This window comes from Pseudomonas sp. FW305-7, assembly GCF_058786735.1.
Map to the genome: position 1 here is coordinate 136468 of NZ_JBYSZA010000009.1, position 22971 is coordinate 159438.

Annotated in this window: 16 protein-coding genes and 1 pseudogene; 15 read left to right on the top strand and 2 right to left on the bottom strand. The window is 60.8% G+C overall.

Annotation, left to right across the window (positions count from 1 at the left end; translation table 11 throughout):
* Positions 1-75: 75 nt before the first annotated feature.
* The 7 genes and pseudogenes from AC3WMT_RS13790 to AC3WMT_RS13820 all read left to right on the top strand — a co-directional run bounded on the left by AC3WMT_RS13790 (position 76) and on the right by AC3WMT_RS13820 (position 9080).
* Entirely contained in the window at positions 76-1041 is a 966-nt protein-coding gene (locus AC3WMT_RS13790) for a FecR family protein (RefSeq protein ID WP_103303981.1), read from the top strand.
* A gap of 122 nt (positions 1042-1163) precedes the next feature.
* Positions 1164-3749: a TonB-dependent receptor gene (locus AC3WMT_RS13795; protein WP_103303980.1), complete on the top strand. Its 2586-nt coding sequence runs from the start codon at positions 1164-1166 to the stop codon at positions 3747-3749.
* A 111-nt stretch (positions 3750-3860) separates the two neighbouring features.
* Positions 3861-4457, top strand: a complete 597-nt coding sequence (locus tag AC3WMT_RS13800) for a biliverdin-producing heme oxygenase (RefSeq protein WP_103303979.1) — start codon at positions 3861-3863, stop codon at positions 4455-4457.
* A gap of 168 nt (positions 4458-4625) precedes the next feature.
* Positions 4626-5021, top strand: coding sequence for a YbaN family protein (locus AC3WMT_RS13805; RefSeq protein WP_103303978.1), 396 nt, complete (start codon positions 4626-4628; stop codon positions 5019-5021).
* A 675-nt stretch (positions 5022-5696) separates the two neighbouring features.
* Positions 5697-6704, top strand: a pseudogene (locus tag AC3WMT_RS13810) (methyl-accepting chemotaxis protein); the annotation flags it as partial.
* 102 nt (positions 6705-6806) lie between these two features.
* The gene (locus tag AC3WMT_RS13815) at positions 6807-7562 is read left to right on the top strand and encodes a methyl-accepting chemotaxis protein (protein ID WP_371919311.1); all 756 of its coding nucleotides are present in this window, start codon (positions 6807-6809) and stop codon (positions 7560-7562) included.
* A gap of 171 nt (positions 7563-7733) precedes the next feature.
* Positions 7734-9080 (top strand): CoA transferase, encoded by a 1347-nt coding sequence (locus AC3WMT_RS13820; RefSeq protein WP_103303976.1) that lies wholly within the window; start codon positions 7734-7736, stop codon positions 9078-9080.
* Between the two features lie 135 nt (positions 9081-9215).
* Here the strand turns inward: AC3WMT_RS13820 and AC3WMT_RS13825 are convergent, their stop codons facing one another.
* Complete coding sequence (locus AC3WMT_RS13825) at positions 9216-10079, bottom strand: DNA-3-methyladenine glycosylase family protein (protein ID WP_103303975.1); 864 nt, start codon at positions 10077-10079, stop codon at positions 9216-9218.
* Positions 10076-11503: an arginine-ornithine antiporter gene (arcD, locus tag AC3WMT_RS13830; RefSeq protein WP_103303974.1), complete on the bottom strand. Its 1428-nt coding sequence runs from the start codon at positions 11501-11503 to the stop codon at positions 10076-10078. The genes AC3WMT_RS13825 and arcD (AC3WMT_RS13830) overlap by 4 nt, the downstream gene beginning before the upstream one ends.
* Positions 11504-12105: 602 nt before the next feature.
* Between arcD (AC3WMT_RS13830) and arcD (AC3WMT_RS13835) the strand changes: the two genes are divergently transcribed.
* The 8 genes from arcD (AC3WMT_RS13835) to gcvP all read left to right on the top strand — a co-directional run bounded on the left by arcD (AC3WMT_RS13835) (position 12106) and on the right by gcvP (position 22863).
* Positions 12106-13533 (top strand): arginine-ornithine antiporter, encoded by a 1428-nt coding sequence (arcD, locus tag AC3WMT_RS13835; protein ID WP_103303973.1) that lies wholly within the window; start codon positions 12106-12108, stop codon positions 13531-13533.
* 35 nt (positions 13534-13568) lie between these two features.
* Positions 13569-14825: an arginine deiminase gene (arcA, locus tag AC3WMT_RS13840; RefSeq protein WP_103303972.1), complete on the top strand. Its 1257-nt coding sequence runs from the start codon at positions 13569-13571 to the stop codon at positions 14823-14825.
* A gap of 68 nt (positions 14826-14893) precedes the next feature.
* On the top strand, positions 14894-15904 hold the full coding sequence (locus AC3WMT_RS13845; RefSeq protein ID WP_064588896.1) for an ornithine carbamoyltransferase: 1011 nt from the start codon (positions 14894-14896) through the stop codon (positions 15902-15904).
* Positions 15905-16064: 160 nt separating this feature from the next.
* On the top strand, positions 16065-16994 hold the full coding sequence (gene arcC, locus AC3WMT_RS13850) for a carbamate kinase (RefSeq protein ID WP_103303971.1): 930 nt from the start codon (positions 16065-16067) through the stop codon (positions 16992-16994).
* Between the two features lie 62 nt (positions 16995-17056).
* The gene (locus AC3WMT_RS13855) at positions 17057-17419 is read left to right on the top strand and encodes a DUF5064 family protein (protein ID WP_103303970.1); all 363 of its coding nucleotides are present in this window, start codon (positions 17057-17059) and stop codon (positions 17417-17419) included.
* 253 nt (positions 17420-17672) lie between these two features.
* Positions 17673-19181, top strand: a complete 1509-nt coding sequence (gene gcsR / locus AC3WMT_RS13860) for a transcriptional regulator GcsR (protein WP_103303968.1) — start codon at positions 17673-17675, stop codon at positions 19179-19181.
* Between the two features lie 435 nt (positions 19182-19616).
* A complete protein-coding gene (gene gcvH / locus AC3WMT_RS13865; RefSeq protein ID WP_103303967.1) occupies positions 19617-20000 on the top strand; it encodes a glycine cleavage system protein GcvH in 384 nt (127 codons plus the stop codon).
* 10 nt (positions 20001-20010) lie between these two features.
* Entirely contained in the window at positions 20011-22863 is a 2853-nt protein-coding gene (gene gcvP / locus AC3WMT_RS13870; protein WP_103303966.1) for an aminomethyl-transferring glycine dehydrogenase, read from the top strand.
* Positions 22864-22971 lie beyond the last annotated feature (108 nt).

Genomic DNA, 22971 nt, shown 5'->3' on the forward strand with positions numbered 1-22971 from the left:
GGCTTTGTTACCCTTGCCCGACTTTTACGCTTCACTTAAAAAACAGCCGTGCGCAGACACTGCCGAGGAAACACCGTGACGGACACCCACCGCTCGCCTTCGCCTTCATCGGCGCAGGACGCTGCAAACGCAATGGACCAGGCACTCGACTGGCTCATCGTGCTCGGCAGCCCGGACGAGGAGCAGACCCGGCAATTCCATGCCTGGCTGGCGGCTGATCCGTTGAACACCCAGGCTTTCGCCAAGGCGCAGGCGATCTGGGACGGTCCGCAAATCGCCCAGTGTGCAGAGAAGCTGGCGACGCCACCTGCGAAAGTCACCGCCCTCAAACGTCTGCGCCCGCACTGGAAACCGCTGGCCACCGCTGCCGTGCTGATTCTCGGTCTGTTCAGTTTCAGTAACCTGCCGATGCGCATTCAGGCCGATCATTTGACCGTGGTCGGCGAACGTCAGCGCCTGCAACTGGAGGACGGTTCGAAAGTCCTGCTCAATACCAATTCAGCCTTCTCCAGCACCATCAACGATCAACAACGCGTCGCGCGGTTGTATCAGGGCGAAGCGTTTTTCGAGGTCGCGGCCAATCGCAATCAGCCACTGGAAATCGATGTCGGCCCGGTCAGGGCGAGTGTGCGCGACACCGCGTTCGCGGTGCGCTACCTGGATGGCGTGGCGCAGGTCAACGTGCAACGCGGCGACGTCGATTTGCGCGCCACTCACAATGATGCCCGGGTGCGTTTGAGTGCCGGTGAAAGTGTCCGCATCGGCCCGAACGGTTTCGACCGCCCGGCCAAGCTCGACGCCAATACCGATCTGGCCTGGGTGCAAGGTCGACTGGTGTTCGAGAACTGCCCGTTGAATCAGGTCTTGGCCGAACTGCGCCGCTACTATCCGGGCTGGATCATCAACACCAACGAGCAGTTGGCCGACGTTGCCGTAACCGGCAATTATCGCCTCGACCAACCGCTCGACGTGGTGCGCTCCCTCGCCCACATCACCTCGGCGCGCTTGCAGGAATTCCCCGCGCTGGTGATCTTGAACTAAATGAGAATTATTTTTACTCGATAGCGAAAGCCCGTTCGTCTCGTTATAGCCAATGCAATTGATTCGCATCCTCGGAAGCGGATCAGCACCTATAAAGATTCGTGCGACACGGAGCGCTATCGATGTCCTCACGCCTTACCCGCCAGACTTCTTCCCCATCCCGCGTATTGTCGCTGCTGACCGCTGCCATCCTGATGGCCGGTACCGCACCGCTGATGGCTGCCACCGAACAACCGGCGCGCAACATGGGCGATTACTCGTTCTCGATTGGCCAGCAACCGCTGGTGTCGGCCCTCAACGCCTTCACCGCCGTGACAGGCTGGCAGGTCGGTTTGCCGGCGGAGCTGGGTCAGGGCGTATCGTCGCCGGGCGTGCGTGGTTCGCTGCCACCGGAAAAAGCCCTCGAGCGCCTGTTGGTGGGGACCAACCTGAGCTTCCGCAAGCTGAGCAACAACAACGTCGTGCTGGAAAAACGCAGCACCAGCGGCGCACTCAACCTGGATCAGGTAACCATCAGCGCCACTCGCCAGGAACAGTCGGTGAACAGCGTGCCGAGCACCGTCACCGTGCATACCCGCGACGAGCTGGACCGTAACAATGTCAACACCATCAAGGATCTGGTGCGCTACGAGCCGGGCGTGTCCGTCGGCGGCGCCGGCCAGCGTGGCGGCATCAGCGGCTACAACATCCGTGGCATCGACGGCGACCGCATCCTCACGCAGGTCGATGGCGTGGAAATACCGGACGGGTTCTTCAACGGCCCTTACGCCAAGACCCAGCGCAATTACGTTGATCCGGAAATCGTCAAACGCGTGGAAATCCTCCGTGGCCCGGCCTCGGTGCTGTACGGCAGCAACGCCATCGGCGGCGCGGTCAGCTATTACACCCTTGATGCCGACGACATCATCAAACCCGGCAAAGACGTCGGCGCACGCCTGAAAACCGGTTACAGCTCGGCCGATGACAGCTGGCTGAAGTCCGCCACCGTGGCCGGCCGTGCCGACCAGTTCGACGGTTTGCTGCACTACAGCCAGCGCGATGGCCACGAAACCGATTCCTACGGCAGCAACAACGGCACCGGCCTCGAACGCACCGCTGCCAACCCGGAAGACGTTCGGGCGACCAACGTACTGGCCAAGATAGGCTGGAACTACAACGAAGATTCGCGCCTGGGCCTGACCTACGAAAAGTACAAGGATGATCGCGACACCGATCAGAAAAGCGCCTACGGCGGCCCGTTCTTCAACGGCGCGCCGACCATTCCCGACAGCATGTTGCCGGGTGGCATGTACCAGTGGCGCACCGGCAACGACACCATCACCCGTGAGCGTTTCGGCATCGAGCACCGCTTCGCCCTCGACAGCCTGCTGGTCGACAACGTGAAGTGGAGCCTCAACCACCAGATCGCCAAAACCGACCAGAGCACCGAAGAGTTCTACTACCCGATGACCCGTAAAGTGCTGCGCACCCGCGACACGATTTACGAGGAAAAACAGTGGGTGTTCGACGCGCAACTGGACAAGGCCTTCGCCATCGGTGACACCGATCACGTGCTGACTTACGGCACCACCCTCAAGCAACAGAAAGTCACCGGTTCGCGCAGCGGCGACGGCAAGTGCCTGGCCGTCGGGCGTGGCTGCACCGCCATCGGTGCGACCAGTACTGCTGACGTGTTGGCCAAAGCTACCGACTTCCCGGACCCGACCATCAACACTTACAGCGTGTTCGCTCAGGATCAGATCAGCTGGAACGACTGGACCTTCCTGCCGGGTCTGCGCTACGACTACACCCAGCTCAAGCCGCACATCACTCAGGAATTCCTCAACACCGTGGCGGCGGATGGCCAGGGCACGGTCAGCGACAAGAACAAGACCTGGCATAAAGTCTCGCCGAAATTCGGCCTGACCTACGCCCTGACCGAGAACTACACCTGGTACGGTCAATACGCCGAAGGCTTCCGCACGCCGACCGCGAAAGCGCTGTACGGCCGCTTTGAAAACAGCACCACCGGCTACAGCGTGACGCCGAACCCGGACCTGGAACCAGAAAAAAGCAAAAGCTATGAGACCGGTCTGCGCGGTAACTTCGAGCAAGGTTCGTTCGACGTGGCGGTGTTCTATAACAAGTATCGCGACTTCATCAACGAAGACGCTGTGACCCCGGGCCGCAACGAGCTGACCTTCCAGTCGGCCAACATCAAGCACGCCACCATCAAGGGTGCGGAAGTCAAAGGTCGTCTGAATCTGGATGCGTTTGGCGCCCCGCAAGGCCTCTACACTCAGGGTTCGATTGCCTACGCCTACGGTCGCAACAACGACAACGGCGAGCCGATCAACAGCGTCAACCCGCTGACCGGCGTGTTCGGTCTGGGTTACGACCAGGACAACTACGGCGGCCTGCTGAGCTGGACCGTGGTGAAGAAAAAGGATCGCGTCGACGACAGCAACTTCAAGTCGCCGGACGGCGTCAGCAGTCAGTTCAAAACGCCAGGCTTCGGCATTCTTGATCTGGCCGGTTATTACAAAGTCACCGACGACGTCACCGTCAGCGGCGGCATTTACAACCTGACCGACAAGAAATACTGGCTGTGGGACGACGTGCGCGGTTACGACAGCGTCGGCGAAGCCTCGGTCACGCAACCGGCCAACCTCGATCGCCTGACCCAACCGGGCCGCAACTTCGCGATCAATCTGATCTGGGACATCTGATCCCGTCGACCTCACTGCGCGTGTTCAGCCACCGCGCAGTGAGGTTTTTTTACGCTCACGCGTCTTCTTGTTCGTCTCGTTATCAAGCGCCTCTTTTATCAAGGACACCCCATGACCACTTCGGAAAAAGCCCTGCGTTCACAACGCTTGAACCAGATCACCCACGAGCCGCACAGCAAGCTCGACGCCCTGGTCAAAGCCCACGCGCCGTTCGAGACTCGCGCCAACTTCGCCCGTTTCGTCGTGGCGCAATACCTGTTCCAGTCGGAACTGGTCGAGCTGTACAACGATGCCGAACTGACGGCGATCGTGCCTGACCTGCCGGCTCGCTGCCGCGCTGAAGCGGCCAAGGCTGACCTGGCGGATCTGCACACCGAAGTCCCGGCGCCGGTGGCCGGGGCGGTGAAGAACCCGAGCAAGGCCCGTGCCCTGGGCTGGATCTTCGTCTCCGAAGGTTCGAAGCTGGGTGCCGCGTTCCTGATCAAACGCGCCGTGGCGCTGGAGCTGAGCGAAACCTTTGGCGCCCGTCATTTGGGTGAGCCGGAAGGTGGCCGCGCCGAAGGCTGGAAAAGCTTCGTGCGTACGCTCGACTCGCTGCAGTTCAGTGCTGAAGAAGAAGCCGAAGTGGAGCAAGGCGCGATTGACGCGTTCAACCGCTTCACGGTGCTGCTGGAACAGGCTTACGCCACTGAGGCTGAACCGGCCTGATCCCTAGGCACACCATAAAACCCTGTGGGAGCTGGCTTGCCAGCGATAAGGGCTGATCAGTCTCCATTTATGTTGCCTGACCCACCGCTATCGCTGGCAAGCCAGCTCCCACAGGGATCTCCACAAGTCTGTAAGATCCCCTTCTCGCCTCACAGCAATCCCGAGCCCATGCCGCAACCCGCCTCTTCCAAACTCGCCCGTGTGCTGTTCGGCCTGCTCGCCTATGTCAGCCTCGGCATCGGTCTGATCGCCATTGTCGTGCCCGGCCTGCCGACCACCGAGTTCATCCTTCTCGCCGCCTGGGCCGCCACCCGCAGCTCGCCGCGCCTGAGTGCCTGGCTGGAAAACCATCAGTTGTTCGGGCCGATCCTGAGTAACTGGCGTAACGGCAAGATCATCGCGCGCAAAGCCAAGGTCAGCGCCACGGTGAGCATGTTGCTCTGCGCAACGATGATGCTGGTGATGCTCGATCACGGCTGGCCGGTTTATCTGGCGATTGTCGGGATGGGTTTGGGCAATCTGTGGATCTGGTCGCGCCCGGAATCTATCGTCACGTCTTCCTGACTCACACAATCACCAAGTGAATGGGGTCTTTGTGGTGAGGGGATTTATCCCCGATGGGCTGCGCAGCAGCCACCAGGCAGACAACCCCAATATGTCAGAAAGAGTCGGTTCTCAGGTTTTGGGCCTGCTTCGCAAACCATCGGGGATAAATCCCCTCACCACAAAAGCTCTCACCTCCTCATATCCAGACACACCATTTTCATCCCCGTGAAACTTCCCTGTAATTAATCCCCTTTTCAGCACTTTTCCCTGCGCAAACGTTTAGCGATGACCGTTCGTCGGCATCCAGCTCATGCGCCCTCGCCTCACGCCGATGAGCATTGAATGGCGCTGAATGGATTTGGCGAACCGGGTAACTCCAAACCCCGTGGCCACCGGTTTATTCATTCACGAGATCGCCCCATGTTCGACTCTCTCTCCATTCGCCTGAAAATCGTTCTGCTCTCCGGTCTGTGCCTGCTCGGCGTGGTTGCGCTGATCGTCGGCATGAACATCTACCAGACCAACCAGAACGACGAACTGGTCAGCCACTCCAGCAACCAGTTGCTCACCGCCAGTGTGCAGAACCTGCTGCAGGCCAAAGCCGCCGAGCAGGCGGTGCGGGTGCAGAAGACCTTTGGCGAGAGCCTGACGGTGATCACTGCGCTGGCCGACCAGATCAAGGACATGCGCGTGATGGCGGCCAAGCGTTCGCTGGAGGCTGGCGCCTTGCGCGAAGAGTTGAACCTGAGCCTGAAAACCGCTTTCGAGCGCAACGACAAAGTGCTCGGCATCTGGCTCGCCTTCGAACCCAATGGCCTGGACGGCAAGGACAGCGAGTTCGCCAACGATGCGGCGCGCCAGTCCAACGAAGCCGGACGTTTCGCCACGTACTGGAGCCGCGCCGCCGGTTCCGCGCTGAACACGATCATGGTCGAAGAAGACATGACCAAGACCACCCTCAGCCTCAGCGGCACGCCGTACAACAGCTGGTACACCTGCCCTCGCGACAACAAACGCACCTGCCTGCTCGACCCGTATGCCGACACCGTCGGTGGCAAGGAAATGCTCATGACGACCATTTCCGTGCCTTTGATCGTCGACGGCAAAGCCATCGGCGTGGTCGGCGTCGACATCGCCCTCGATGCCCTGCAAGCGGCGGCGGTGGATTCGCAGCGCAACCTGTTCAACAACGCCGGGCACATGCTCATCGTTTCCGGCAGCGGCGTGCTGGCTGCCGACAGTTCCGACGCTGCCAAAGTCGGCAAGAAAATCAGCGACACCCTCGCTGCCGATGGCAAGGATGTGCTGCAACTGCTCAGCACTGGCACGCCCAAGATTCTGGAACAGGGCGATCTGATCCGCGCCGTGTACCCGGTCGATCCGATTGGTAACTCGCGCGCGTGGGGCGTGGTCATCGATCTGCCGAAACAGGTGCTGCTGGCCGATTCGGTCAAGCTGCAAGCCGTACTTGATGATGCTCAGGAAACCGGTGTGCTCACCGCATTGGCGGTGGCTGTGGTTGCCGGTCTGCTGGGTTTGCTGCTGATCTGGCTGACCGCTTCCGGCGTCACCCGGCCGATCAACAGCGTCGCAGAGATGCTGAAGAACATCGCCAGCGGCGAAGGCGACCTGACTCAACGTTTGAACTACAGCAAGCAAGATGAACTGGGCGAACTGGTGAACTGGTTCAACCGCTTCCTCGACAAGCTGCAACCGACCATCGCGCAGATCAAACAGAGCATCAGCGAGGCGCGCGGCACCGCCGATCAGTCTTCGGAAATCGCCCGTCAGACCAGCGAAGGCATGCAAGTGCAGTTCCGCGAGATCGATCAGGTCGCCACCGCGTCCAACGAAATGAGCGCCACCGCCCACGACGTCGCCAACAGCGCCTCGAACGCCGCCAACGCGGCGAAAGGCGCCGACCAATCGGCCAAGGACGGCATGTCGATCATCGAGCGCAGCACCCGCGACATCAATCAACTGGCCGACGAAGTCAGCAAAGCCGTGACCGAAGTCGAAGCACTGGCGGTCAACAGCGAGCAGATCGGTTCGGTGCTGGAGGTGATCCGCAGCATCGCCGAACAGACCAACCTGCTGGCGCTCAACGCGGCCATCGAAGCGGCCCGCGCCGGTGAGAGCGGTCGCGGGTTTGCCGTGGTCGCTGACGAAGTGCGCAACCTGGCCAAGCGCACACAGGATTCGGTGGAGGAAATCCGTGTGGTCATCGAGCGGATTCAGACTGGTACGCGCGGCGTGGTCGCGACCATGCATTCGAGCCAGACCCAGGCCCACAACAACGCCGGGCAGATCCGTCAGGCCGTGGATGCACTGGGCAAAATCAGCGATGCGGTAACCGTGATCAGCGACATGAACCTGCAAATCGCCAGCGCCGCCGAACAGCAGAGCGCAGTGGCCGAAGAGGTCAATCGCAACGTTTCGGCGATTCGCACCGTGACTGAAACCCTGACCGAGCAGGCCACCGAGTCGGCGGCGATCAGCAGTCAGCTCAATGCCCTGGCGAGCCAGCAGATGAAATTGATGGATCAGTTCCGCGTATAACGCCACGCAGTTCCCCTGTAGGAGTGAGCCTGCTCGCGATAGCGGTGAATCAGTTAACCGATGCATCAACTGATACGACGCAATCGCGAGCAGGCTCACTCCTACAATTGAGTTTCATCTGGCCCAAGATTCTTTTGCACTATCATCGCCCTCTCTCCCGGAGGGCCTTTGATGACTGATTTCCTCACGTCCATTCAAGCCGCACTCGGCTTGCCCCGCACGCCGATTCCGTTCACTGCCAGCGGCGCCCTGCCCTCGGCGTTCGCCGTCACCGATCTGGCCTGCGCCAGCATCGCCGCTGCCGGGCAAGCCATCAGCGAACTCTTGAATCAACAAACCGGTCGCCTGCCCAAAGTTGAAGTCGATCGCCGCCTGGCCTCGTTCTGGTTCGCCACCTCGATCCGCCCGATCGGCTGGCAACTGCCACCGCTATGGGATCCGGTCGCCGGCGACTACGCGACGCAGGACGGCTGGATCCGCCTGCACACCAATGCCCCGCATCACCGCGCCGCCGCTGAAAGCGTACTCGGCGCCTGTACCGACCGCGCGGCGATGGCAGCCAAAGTCGCGCAATGGGCCAGCAAAGACCTGGAGCAAGCGGTGGTCGATGCCAAGGGCTGTGCCGCCGAGATGCGCAGTTGGGCACAGTGGCAGCAACATCCGCAGGGGCTGGCAGTGAATGCCGAACCACTGGTGCAGTTCACTCAGGAGCAGGACGAAAACCCTCAAACCTGGCAAGGCTCGGTGACGCGACCGCTGGCGGGCATCAAGGTACTCGATCTGACCCGCGTGCTCGCTGGCCCGACCGCCAGCCGCTTTCTTGCCGGCCTCGGCGCCAATGTGCTGCGCATCGATCCGCCAACCTGGAACGAGCCAGGTGTGGTGCCGGAAGTCACCCTCGGCAAACGTTGCGCGCGGCTGGATCTGCACGATCCGACAGATCGCAGCGTGTTTGAAAATCTACTGAAAGACGCTGACATTCTGCTCCACGGCTACCGCGCCGATGCACTGGAGCAGCTCGGTTTCGCTGCCGAGCGCCGTCGGCAACTGGCACCGGGGTTGATCGACGTCTGCCTCAACGCCTACGGCTGGAGCGGCCCGTGGCAAAACCGCCGCGGCTTCGACAGCCTGGTGCAGATGAGCAGCGGCATCGCCGAGGCCGGGCAGCGCTGGAAGCAGGCGGACCAACCGACGCCGCTGCCGGTGCAGGCGCTGGATCATGCGACCGGGTATCTGATGGCGGCGAGCGCGATCCGTCTTTTGACGGAACGTTTGAAGACTGGCAGCGGTGGCTCGGCGCGTTTGTCACTGGCGCGAACTGCCAAGTTGCTGATCGAGCATGGGCCGGGGACGAGTGAGGCATTGCGCGCTGAGGATGAGCAGGATCAGGGTTTACAGGTTGAGCGAACACCGTGGGGGCCGGCGCACCGGTTGCAGGCGCCGCTGCAGATCAGCGGCACGCCGATTCAGTGGGCGTTGCCGGCCACAGAATTGGGTTCACATCTCCCACAGTGGTAGTGACTGCTCGGGCCCCATCGCTGGCAAGCCAGCTCCCACAGTGTCCGTGTCGCCCCCCTAATCTGTGAGCGCCCGGAAACCTGTGGGAGCTGGCTTGCCAGCGATGAGGCCAGTATTGGCAGCACACACTTCGGATCAGTCACCCCGGCTCAATGACGTCCACAAAAGCTGCGCCGCATACCCTCGATAAGGCCGCCAAGCCTCTGCGCGAACGGCCAATTCCCGCGCCGTCGGCCGCCGCCCTTCCAGTACTTCCAGCGCCCGCAACAGCCCGACATCCCCGGTCGGAAACCCATCCATATCACGCAACTGCCGCAGCGCAATGTATTGCGCCGTCCAATCACCAATGCCGTGCAGGGCCAACAAGCGCGCCACCCCGCCATCGCGATTCGGTTCAAACAATGACGGATCATCGAGCAACGCCTGTGCTACGCCCGACAGCGTTCGCCCACGACTTCTGGGCATGCCCAACGCGGCCAGATCCGCCACGGCCAAAACATCCGGCTGAGGAAAAACGTGAGTCAAACCCGCAAGCGTCGAACGTAACGGCACGCCATATTGCGCAACCAGTTTCCCCGCCAGCCGAATCGCCGCCACCACGGTAATCTGCTGCCCAAGCACCGCGCGAAACGCCAGTTCCAGCCCGTCCCACGCACCGGGAACCCGCAACCCCGGACGCTCGGCGAGCAACCGCGCCAGCAACGGATCTTGCGCCAGATGCCGCTGCATCAACGACAGATCCGCATCCAGATCAAACATCCGCCGCAGCCGCGCAACGATCTCCGGCAGCACCGTTGAATCAGGAAAATCCAGCGTCACCTCCAGCGCATCAGCGGCACCAGGGCCGACCGAAACCGTGCCATGCACACCGTTCAAGCTAATGCTGCGTGAATAAACGCCATCGACCACGGTCTCCATCCCGACCACCGCCCGCGCGGCGAGAAAGCCCGACATCGCCGCCCAGTCATACGGCGGCTGATACTCAAGCGACAACCTCACAACGACAACAGCCCGCTGTACAAACCATACGCCGCCAGCCCGGCGCCGATGATCACGCAGGTAAAAATCCCTTTCTCGACCGTGGTGAACAACGGCTCGCCCTGCTCATGTTTGGCCTTGGCAAACAGGATCACCCCCGGCGCATACAGCAGCGCCGACAACAGCAAATACTTGACCCCGCCGGCATACAACAACCACACCGCATAGCACAGGGCAATGCCGCCGATCAGCAGATCCTTGGTGCGTTCGGCCGAGGCGTGTTCGTAGGTTTCGCCGCGTCCGCTCAGCAGCACTGCGTACGCCGCCGACCACAGGTACGGCACCAGAATCATCGACGAAGCCAGATAGATCAGGCTGGTGTAAGTGCCGGCCGAGAACAGCGTGATCAGCAGGAAAATCTGGATCATCACGTTGGTCAGCCACAACGCATTGACCGGTACATGGTTGGCGTTTTCCTTTTTCAGGAACGCCGGCATGGTCTTGTCCTTGGCCGTGGCAAACAGGATCTCGGCGCACAGCAGCGCCCAGGACAGCAACGCACCGAGCAACGAAACCGCCAGGCCAATGCTGATCGCCAGCGCGCCCCACGGCCCGACGATGTGTTCCAGCACCGCCGCCAGCGAAGGGTTCTGCAGGGTGGCCAGTTCCGGTTGGCTCATGATCCCCAGCGACAGCACGTTAACCAGTACCAGCAACGCCAGCACACCGATAAAGCCGATCACGGTGGCGCGGCCGACGTCGCTGCGTTTCTCCGCCCGCGCCGAGTACACGCTGGCGCCCTCGATGCCGATGAACACAAACACGGTGACCAGCATCATGTTGCGCACCTGATCCATCACCCCGCCGAAACTCGGGTTGCTGCGGCCCCAGATGTCGCGGGTGAAGATGTCAGCCTTGAACGCCACGGCGGCGATGACAATGAACATGATCAGCGGCACGATCTTCGCGACCGTGGTCACTTGATTGATGAAGGCCGCCTCCTTGATCCCGCGCATCACCAGAAAATGCACGGCCCACAACAAGACCGAGGCGCAGCCGATGGCGACGGGCGTGTTGCCCTGGCCAAACACCGGAAAAAAGTAACCGAGGGTGCTGAACAGCAAAACGAAATAACCGACGTTGCCCAGCCAGGCGCTGATCCAGTAACCCCACGCCGACGAGAAGCCCATGTAGTCGCCGAACCCGGCCTTGGCGTAGGCATACACGCCGGAATCCAGCTCGGGTTTGCGGTTGGCGAGGGTTTGAAAGACGAACGCCAGGGTCAGCATGCCGATGGCAGTGATGCCCCAACCGATCAGAATTGCCCCGGCATCGGCGCGCGCCGCCATGTTCTGCGGCAACGAGAAAATCCCCCCGCCAATCATCGAACCCACGACCAGGGCGATCAATGCACCCAGGCGCAGCTTTTGCGTGGTTTGCGACATTCCAGTCTCCCTTTTCCAAACAACTGGTTCTCAGACCTGTTTACACCTGTGGCGAGAGTGACTCTCTGTGGCGAGGGGATTTATCCCCGATGGGTGGCGAAGCCGCCCTTAAATTCAGTTAGCGCGGTTTGGGGGCGGCTTCGCCACCCATCGGGGCGGTACGACGTTTCGCTAAATCCCTTCGCCACAAGATAGACGTGGTCATCGAACATTAACTAAATGGATAAACACTAATAACGTTTATTGGATAACACCGAAAAACGCCCACTTATATATAGCCGATGACGCTAACGCCTAGCACGTTAAGACAGTTTTGTGCGCTGATCCTAATAAATCAATTCTGTACTGAAAACAGATGCCGAAAATTTGCCAAAAGCTGAAAACGAACTAGCGTGATAATTCAAAAGTAATAATAGCCATTCCCAAAAACCTACAGCAAACCCTTCTAGGACGGGGCTTCCAGACAATAGCTTTATGCCTGCACCCGAGACCTAAGTCATTCATTAACAATGGAATGTGGCCATGCACTGATCTATGTCAGTTGTTCGAACAGTCAACAGTCCTACGCTGTGAACTCTTCTCTCCTGCAATGGAGTCATGCAATGTCTGAAGCTCCCGGAAAACTACGATTAGGTGCACTGGTTGCATTGGTAGTCGGCTCGATGATCGGTGGCGGGATATTCTCTTTGCCACAAAACATGGCCGCCAGCGCCGACGTCGGCGCGGTGCTGATCGGTTGGGCCATCACCGCTGTCGGCATGCTCACCCTCGCTTTTGTCTTCCAGACCCTCGCCAATCGCAAGCCTGACCTCGACGGCGGTGTCTACGCCTACGCCAAGGCCGGTTTTGGCGACTACATGGGTTTCTCATCCGCCTGGGGTTACTGGATCAGTGCCTGGCTGGGCAACGTCGGTTACTTCGTTCTGTTGTTCAGTACCCTCGGCTATTTCTTCCCGGTTTTCGGTGAAGGCAACACCGTTGCCGCGGTGATCGGCGCTTCTGTCCTGCTCTGGGCCGTGCATTTTCTGGTGCTGCGCGGGATCAAGGAGGCGGCCTTCATCAACCTGGTGACCACGGTGGCCAAGGTCGTGCCGCTGCTGCTGTTCGTATTGATCGCGCTCTTCGCGTTCAAACTGGACATCTTCACCGCCGACATCTGGGGCGTGAAAAACCCCGATCTGGGCAGCGTGATGAACCAGGTGCGCAACATGATGCTGGTCACCGTGTGGGTGTTCATCGGCATCGAAGGCGCGAGCATCTTCTCGGCCCGTGCGGAAAAACGTTCGGACGTGGGCAAGGCCACCGTCATCGGTTTCATCACTGTGCTGCTGTTTTTGGTGCTGGTGAACGTGCTGTCGCTGGGCATCATGACCCAACCGGAACTGGCCAAACTGCAGAACCCGTCGATGGCCGCCGTGCTTGAGCACGTGGTCGGTCACTGGGGTGCGGTGCTGATCAGCGTCGGCTTGATCATCTCGTTGCTGGGGGCCCTGCTGTCGTGGGTGCTGCTGTGCGCGGAGATCATGTTCGCCGCCGCCAAAGACCACACCATGCCGGAGTTCCTGCGCAAGGAGAACGCCAACCACGTACCGGTCAACGCCCTGTGGCTGACCAACGCGATGGTGCAGATTTTCCTGATCATCACCCTGTTCTCGGCCAGCACTTACCTGTCACTGATCTACCTCGCCACCTCGATGATTCTGGTGCCGTACCTGTGGTCGGCGGCGTATGCCCTGCTGCTGGCGGTACGTGGCGAAACCTACAAAGGCTTCGCAGCCGAGCGGCGCAAGGATCTGATCATCGGCGGCATCGCCCTGATCTACGCGGTCTGGCTGCTCTACGCCGGCGGCGTCAAGTACCTGCTGCTCTCGGCCCTGCTGTATGCGCCCGGCGCGATCCTGTTCGCCAAGGCCAAGCTGGAACTCAAACAAGCAATTTTCACCAACGTCGAGAAGCTGATTTTCGCCGCGGTGGTCGTCGGTGCCCTGGTGGCAGCCTACGGTCTCTACGACGGCTTCCTGACTCTGTAACACCTGATTGATTTGTTATCTGGAGGATCACTGCAATGACCACGGAAAAAGTTAAGTACGGCGTCCATTCCGAAGCCGGCAAACTGCGCAAAGTCATGGTCTGCTCCCCTGGTCTGGCCCATCAGCGGCTGACCCCGAACAACTGCGATGAACTGCTGTTCGACGACGTGCTCTGGGTCGCCCAGGCCAAGCGCGACCACTTCGACTTCGTCACCAAGATGCGTGAACGCGGGATCGATGTGCTGGAAATGCACAACCTGCTGACCGACATCGTCGCCATCCCGGAAGCACTGGACTGGATTCTTGAGCGCAAGGTCACCGCCGATTCGGTGGGCCTGGGCCTGATCAGCGAAGTGAAATCCTGGCTGAAAAGCCTGGAGCCGCGACACATCGCCGAATTCCTGATTGGCGGCGTGTCCGCCGATGATCTGCCGGACAGTTTCGGTGGCAAGACCATCCAGATGTTCCGCGACTTCCTCGGCCACTCCAGCTTCATTCTGCCGCCGCTGCCGAACACCCAGTTCACCCGCGACACCACCTGCTGGATCTATGGCGGCGTGACGCTGAACCCGATGTACTGGCCGGCGCGTCGTCAGGAAACCCTGCTGACCACTGCCATCTACAAATTCCACCCGCAGTTCACCAACGCCGATTTCGAGATCTGGTACGGCGACCCGGACAAGGACCACGGCAGCTCCACCCTTGAGGGCGGTGATGTGATGCCGATCGGCAACGGCGTGGTGTTGATCGGTATGGGCGAGCGCTCATCCCGTCAGGCCATCGGCCAACTGGCGCTGAACCTGTTCAAGAACAAAGCCGTGGAAAAAGTCATCGTCGCCGGTCTGCCGAAGTCCCGCGCAGCGATGCACCTGGACACCGTGTTCAGCTTCTGCGACCGCGACCTGGTGACGATCTTTCCGGAAGTGGTCAACCAGATCGTCGCCTTCACCCTGCGCCCTGACGAAAGCAAACAGGGCGGCATCGACATCCGCCGCGAAGAATCGAGCTTCCTCGACACCGTCGCCAAAGCCCTCAACCTGCCGAAGCTGCGCGTGGTGGAAACCGGCGGCAACAGCTTCGCCGCCGAACGCGAGCAATGGGACGACGGCAACAACGTGGTCGCCGTGGAGCCGGGCGTGGTCATCGGCTACGACCGCAACACCTACACCAACACCCTGCTGCGCAAGGCGGGTGTGGAGGTCATCACCATCAGCGCCGGCGAACTCGGCCGTGGCCGTGGCGGCGGCCACTGCATGACCTGCCCGATCATCCGCGACCCGATCGATTACTAAACCTCTGAGCCCTGATCGCACTTATCCAGTGCGATCAGGGGGATAACCGATACCGAAGGAGATCCATCATGGCTTTCAATATTCACAACCGTAACCTGCTCAGCCTGGAACACCACACCCCACGTGAGCTGCGTTACCTGCTCGACCTGTCCCGCGACCTGAAACGCGCCAAGTACACCGGCACCGAGCAGCAACACCTGAAGGGCAACAACATCGCCCTGATCTTCGAAAAAACCTCGACCCGCACCCGTTGCGCGTTCGAAGTCGCCGCTTATGACCAGGGCGCCAACGTCACCTACATCGACCCTAATTCCTCGCAGATTGGCCACAAGGAAAGCATGAAGGACACGGCTCGCGTGCTGGGTCGTATGTACGACGCCATCGAGTACCGAGGCTTCAAACAGGAAATCGTCGAAGAGCTGGCCAAGTTCGCCGGCGTGCCGGTGTTCAACGGTCTGACCGACGAATATCACCCGACCCAGATGATCGCCGACGTGCTGACCATGCGTGAGCACGCCGACAAGCCAATCCACGAGATCAGCTACGCCTACCTCGGCGATGCACGTAACAACATGGGTAATTCGCTGCTGCTGGTCGGCGCAAAACTCGGCATGGACGTGCGCATCTGCGCGCCGAAAGCGCTGTGGCCGCATGACGATCTGGTCGAGCGCTGCCACAAATACGCGGAAGAAAGCGGTGCGCGCATCACCCTGACCGAAGACCCGAAAGCCGCAGTCAAAGGCGTCGACTTCATCCACACCGACGTCTGGGTGTCGATGGGCGAGCCGGTGGAAGCGTGGGCCGAGCGTATCCAGCAACTGCTGCCGTACCAGGTCAACAAAGAGCTGATGAAAGCCACCGGCAACCCGCGCACCAAGTTCATGCACTGCCTGCCGGCGTTCCACAACAGCGACACCAAGGTCGGCAAACAGATCGCCGAGCAGTATCCACACCTGGCCAACGGCATCGAAGTCACCGACGACGTGTTCGAATCGCCAGCCTGCATCGCCTTCGAGCAAGCGGAAAACCGCATGCACACCATCAAGGCGATTCTGGTCTCGACCCTGGCTGATCTGTAATTGATCGACACGGTCACTGTGGGAGCTGGCTTGCCAGCGATAGCGGTGTGTCAGCCGACAGAAATGCTGACGGATACACCGCCATCGCGGGCAAGCCCGGCTCCCACAGGGATCGCATTCGTCCTGCACGAACTCACTGTTTTTTAGAAGGACATGCACCATGCGTATCGTCGTAGCTCTGGGCGGTAACGCCCTGCTCCGCCGTGGCGAACCGATGACCGCTGACAACCAGCGCGCCAACATCCGCATCGCCACCGAGCAAATCGCCAAGATCCATCCCGGCAACCAACTGGTCATCGCCCACGGCAATGGCCCGCAAGTCGGCCTGCTGTCGCTGCAAGCGGCGGCCTATACCTCCGTCTCCCCCTACCCGCTGGACGTGCTCGGTGCAGAAACCGAAGGCATGATCGGCTACATCATCGAACAGGAACTGGGTAACTTGCTGGACTTCGAGGTCCCGTTCGCCACCCTGCTCACTCAGGTCGAAGTCGACGCCAACGACCCGGCCTTCAAGAACCCGACCAAGCCGATCGGCCCGGTCTACGACAAGGCCGAAGCGGAAAAACTCGCCGCCGAAAAAGGCTGGGCCATCGCGCCCGACGGCGACAAGTTCCGCCGTGTAGTCGCCAGTCCACGGCCAAAACGCATCTTCGAAATCCGCCCGATCAAGTGGCTGCTGGACAAGGGCAGCATCGTCATTTGCGCCGGTGGCGGCGGCATTCCGACCATGTATGACGAGAACCGCAACCTCAAGGGCATCGAGGCGGTGATCGACAAGGACCTGTGCTCCTCGCTGTTGGCTGAACAACTGGAAGCGGATTTGCTGGTGATCGCCACCGACGTCAACGCCGCGTTCATCGACTTCGGCAAAACGAGCCAGAAAGCCATCGCCGAGGCGCATCCGGACGAACTCGAACGACTGGGTTTTGCCGCAGGTTCCATGGGACCAAAGGTTCAGGCAGCCTGCGAATTCGCGCGCCATACTGGCAAGGTTGCGGTGATCGGTTCGCTGGCAGACATCGAAGCCATCGTCCAGGGCACCGCCGGTACTCGGGTCAGCACGGCGAAGCCCGGCATCAGCTATCGATAATTAGAAACTCCGGGGGCAGGCGTGAGGTCTGCCCTTCTCCCATGCCTTGAAAGGAGAAACCCATGGCCCAGTTCGAACCCGGTCATTTGCATATCGAGCGACATGCGTTGACTGACGACGACGTCAATTACAACGTGTGCCTCGACTATGAAGTGTTCACTGATCCCCAGAAAGGCAAAGGGATACAGTTCACTCTGCATGGCAACATGCAGGGCAAGGACATGAAGGAAACGTTTTTCCTGCCCAAGGAAGAGGCTTACAACTTCGCCCGCGACGTGACACGAATCGCCGAAAAATACGGGATTCCCAAGACTCACAGCCAGATCGGCTCGGTTCACAAACATTACGACTTGATGTTTGAAGACATCCGCAAGCAGCTGGATATGCATTCCGGGGATCCGGTCAATCTTGAGCATTTCGAGTAACCACCCATTGAGCGTTCCCACGCGGACGGTTCGACGCCTCGACATGGGAACGATCAGCGCAGAACACAGGATCGTTCCCACGCTCTGCGTGGGAACGCCGCCACGGACGCTCCGCGTCCGCTGTGACGCAGAGCGTCACGAGATGCATTCCCACGCAGAGCATGGGAACGATCAGCGGGGACACAGGTTTCACCATTAGCCCGCCCCAAGGCATACTTGCCACCCTCCGCAATCCAGAACCCAAAACCGCCCCATGCGTATCCACGTCAGCTTCATCGACCGCGTCGGCATCACCCAGGAAGTCCTGGCTATCCTCGGTGGGCGCAATCTCAATCTGGATGCCGTGGAGATGATCCCGCCGAACGTCTACATCGACGCTCCGACCTTGAGCCCGCAAGTGCTCGAAGAACTGAAGGACGCGTTGTTCCGTGTGCGCGGCGTGGAAGCGGTGACCGTGGTCGACATCCTCCCCGGTCAGCGTCGGCACTTGCAGCTCGACGCGTTGCTCGCGGCGATGACTGATCCCGTTTTGGCGCTCGACAGTGCCGGCAAAGTCTTGCTGGCCAATCCGGCGTTGATCGCGTTGTACGGTCGCGAACCGGCCGGCGAAAGCGTCGCGGAACTGTTCAACGATCCCGGCCTGCTCGACACCCTGCTCGAACACGGCTTCCGTCTGCCGCTGCGCGAGATCACCGTCAACGGCCAGACCCTGTTGCTCGACGCCACGCCGATCACCGACGCTGGCGCCCTGCTGACCCTGTATCAACCGAACCGCATCGGCGAACAGCTCTCGGCGTTGCACCATGACCACGCCGAAGGCTTCGATGCCCTGCTCGGCGAATCTCCGGCGATTCGTACCCTCAAGGCTCGCGCTCAAAGAGTGGCAGCCCTGGATGCGCCGCTGTTGATCCAGGGTGAAACCGGCACCGGTAAAGAATTGGTGGCCCGCGCCTGCCACGCCATCAGTGCGCGACACAGCGCACCGTTTCTCGCGCTGAACTGCGCGGCTCTGCCGGAGAACCTCGCCGAAAGCGAACTGTTCGGCTACGCCCCCGGCGCCTTCACCGGCGCGGCGCGCGGCGGCAAACCGGGACTGATGGAACTGGCGAATCAGGGCACGGTGTTTCTCGACGAAATCGGTGAGATGTCGCCGTACTTGCAGGCCAAGTTGCTGCGCTTTTTGAATGACGGCAGCTTCCGCCGCGTCGGTGGCGATCGTGAGGTGAAGGTCAACGTGCGCATCCTCAGCGCGACTCACCGTGATCTGGAAAAAATGGTCAGCGAAGGACTGTTTCGCGAAGACCTGTTCTATCGCCTCAACGTGCTCAACGTCGAAGTGCCGCCACTGCGCGAACGCGGTCAGGACATCCTGTTGCTGGCGCGCTATTTCATGCAACAGGCCTGCGCGCAAATCCAGCGCCCGGTCTGCCGCCTCGCCCCCGGTACCTATCCGGCGCTGCTCGGCAACCGCTGGCCGGGCAATGTGCGCCAGTTGCAGAACGTGATCTTCCGCGCCGCCGCGATCTGCGAAAGCAGCCTGGTCGACATCGGCGATCTCGACATCGCCGGCACCTCCGTTGCACGGCAGACTGACAGCGACGTCGACAGCCTCGAACAAGCGGTCGAGTCGTTCGAAAAGTCGCTGCTGGAAAAACTCTACGTCAGCTACCCCTCGACCCGGCAACTGGCGAGCCGCTTGCAGACCTCGCACACCGCTATCGCCCATCGATTGCGCAAGTACGGCATTCCCAACAAGCCCTGAGCACGCCGCAAATGCCCTGTAGGAGTGAGCCTGCTCGCGATAGCGGTCTGACATTCAACATTTGCGGCGTCTGACACACCGCTATCGCGAGCAGGCTCACTCCTACAATGGTTGGTGGCAGATCTGAGATTCGCGCTAAAAACGACCTGCAACTGTACTGAAAGCGCTACAGCGGAACGATATCGCTACACCCTCCTCCGGTCACCGCTGTGCAAGGCTTTGATCCCGTTCAGCTTTTTTCCTCGCTCCACGCTGTAGCGATTTCGCTACACGCTACTCAATCAATCATCTCGACCAAATAGATAAGCCATTGATTTATATGGATAAATAAACCTTGGCCGCGTTCTTGCTAATCAACCCTTCATAAATAAGGGCTTCCCTGCCCACGCCTTCAACCGCGTCCACCAGACGAGTCTGGCCCCCTGAGGAGTTTCCATGAGCGAGTTGCGTTTTACTGAAGATCACGAATGGCTGCGCGCCGAAGCTGACGGCTCTGTCACTGTCGGCATCACCGCTTTCGCGCAGAACGCCTTGGGCGACGTGGTGTTCGTGCAACTGCCTGAACTGCAGGCTTATGAAAAAGGCGCTGAAGCCGCCACCGTGGAATCGGTAAAAGCCGCCAGCGGCGTGTACATGCCGCTGGACGGTGACGTACTGGAAGTGAACCCGGCACTGGAAGACGCCCCGGAACTGGTCAACGAAGATCCGCTGGGCCAAGGCTGGTTCTTCCGCTTCCAGCCAAGCGACGCCGCCGCTGTCGGCAAACTGCTGGATCAAGACGCTTACGACCGTCTGATCAAAGCCCAAGCCGAAGCCTGAGGAACCTGACATGACCCAAGTACAACTCGGCACCGCCAACGAATTCATCGCCCGTCACATCGGCCCGCGCGCCGGTGACGAGCAAGCCATGCTCAACAGCCTCGGCTTCGATTCGCTCGAAGCCCTGAGCGCCAGCGTCATCCCGGAAAGCATCAAGGGCACCAGCGTGCTCGGCATGGACGACGGCCTGAGTGAAGCCGATGCCCTGGCGATGATCAAATCGATCGCCGGCAAGAATCAGCTGTTCAAGACCTACATCGGCCAGGGCTACTACAACTGCCACACGCCGTCGCCGATCCTGCGCAACCTCCTGGAAAACCCGGCCTGGTACACCGCTTACACGCCGTACCAGCCAGAAATTTCCCAGGGCCGTCTCGAAGCGCTGCTGAACTTCCAGACCCTGATCAGCGATCTCACCGGCCTGCCGATCGCCAACGCTTCCCTGCTCGACGAAGCCACCGCTGCTGCCGAAGCCATGACCTTCTGCAAACGCCTGAGCAAGAACAAGGGCAGCCACCAATTCTTCGCCTCGATCCACAGCCACCCGCAAACCCTCGACGTGCTACGCACCCGTGCCGAGCCGCTGGGCATCGAAGTCGTTGTGGGCGATGAGCGTGAACTGACCGACGTGACGCCATTCTTTGGCGCGCTGCTGCAATACCCGGCCAGCAACGGTGATGTGTTCGACTACAGCGAACTGGCCGAACGCTTCCACGCCGCGAATGCGCTGGTCGCAGTCGCCGCTGACCTGCTGGCCCTGACCCTGCTGACCGCCCCGGGCGAGTTCGGCGCTGACGTCGCTATCGGTTCGGCACAACGCTTCGGCGTGCCGCTGGGCTTCGGTGGCCCGCACGCGGCTTACTTCTCCACCAAGGATGCATTCAAGCGTGACATGCCGGGCCGTCTGGTCGGTGTTTCGGTTGACCGTTTCGGCAAACCGGCGCTGCGTCTGGCGATGCAGACCCGCGAGCAACACATCCGCCGCGAGAAGGCCACGTCGAACATCTGCACCGCGCAAGTGCTGCTGGCCAACATCGCCAGCATGTACGCCGTCTACCACGGCCCGAAAGGCCTGACGCAGATTGCCAATCGCGTGCATCACCTGACCGCGATTCTGGCCAAGGGCCTGACCGCACTGGGCCAGACCGTCGAGCAGGCACACTTCTTCGACACCCTGACCCTGGCCACCGGCGCGCAAACCGCCGCGCTGCACGACAAGGCTCACGCCGCGCAGATCAACCTGCGCGTGATTGATGCCGAACGTCTGGGCCTGTCGGTCGACGAAACCACCACTCAGGCTGACATCGAAACCCTGTGGAGCCTGTTCGCCGACGGCAAGACCCTGCCGGACTTCGCGGCACTGGCCGCTTCGGTACACAGCACCATCCCGGCTGCGCTGGTGCGTCAGTCGCTAATCCTCAGCCACCCGGTGTTCAACCGTTATCACTCGGAAACCGAGCTGATGCGCTACCTGCGCAAACTGGCGGACAAGGACCTGGCACTGGATCGCACCATGATCCCGCTGGGCTCGTGCACCATGAAGCTCAACGCCGCCAGCGAAATGATCCCGGTGACCTGGGCCGAATTCGGCGCCCTGCACCCGTTCGCTCCGGCAGCGCAAAGCGCCGGTTATCAGCAACTGACCGATGAACTGGAAGCGATGCTCTGCGCCGCCACCGGCTACGACGCGATCTCGCTGCAACCAAACGCCGGTTCGCAGGGTGAATACGCCGGCCTGCTGGCGATCCGCGCCTACCACCAGAGCCGTGGAGATGAGCGTCGCGACATCTGCCTGATCCCGTCGTCGGCCCACGGCACCAACCCGGCCACCGCCAACATGGCAGGCATGCGCGTGGTTGTGACTGCGTGCGATGCGCGCGGCAACGTCGACATCGAAGACCTGCGCGCCAAGGCCATCGAGCACCGCGAGCACCTCGCCGCGCTGATGATCACCTACCCGTCGACCCATGGTGTGTTCGAAGAAGGCATCCGCGAAATCTGCGGGATCATTCATGACAACGGCGGCCAGGTGTACATCGACGGCGCCAACATGAACGCGATGGTCGGCCTCTGCGCACCGGGCAAGTTCGGCGGCGATGTTTCGCACTTGAACCTGCACAAGACCTTTTGTATTCCGCACGGCGGTGGCGGCCCGGGCGTCGGCCCGATTGGCGTCAAGTCGCACCTGACACCGTTCCTGCCGGGCCATGGCCAGATGGAACGCAAAGAAGGCGCGGTGTGCGCGGCACCGTTCGGCAGCGCGAGCATTCTGCCGATCACCTGGATGTACATTCGCATGATGGGCGGCGCCGGTCTGAAGCGTGCTTCGCAACTGGCGATTCTCAATGCCAACTACATTTCCCGTCGTCTGGAAGAGCACTACCCAGTGCTGTACACCGGCAGCAACGGTCTGGTGGCGCACGAGTGCATCCTTGATCTGCGTCCGCTCAAAGACAGCAGCGGCATCAGCGTCGATGACGTCGCCAAGCGTCTGATCGACTTCGGCTTCCACGCTCCGACCATGTCGTTCCCGGTAGCGGGCACGTTGATGATCGAGCCGACCGAAAGCGAATCCAAGGAAGAACTGGACCGCTTCTGCGACGCCATGATCCGCATCCGCGAAGAAATCCGCGCCGTGGAAAACGGCACGCTGGACAAGGATGACAACCCGCTGAAGAACGCCCCGCATACCGCGGCAGAGCTGGTTGGCGAATGGACCCACCCGTACAGCCGCGAGCAAGCAGTGTATCCGGTGGCGTCGTTGATCGAAGGTAAATACTGGCCGCCGGTCGGTCGCGTCGACAACGTGTTCGGCGACCGCAACCTGGTCTGCGCCTGCCCGTCGATCGAAAGCTACGCTTAAACGAATGAGGGGCAGGTTTACCTGCCCCTCTTTCGAGAACACCACAAATCCCTGTGGGAGCTGGCTTGCCAGCGATGAGGGTGGATCAGTCTCCACTTCTATTGCCTG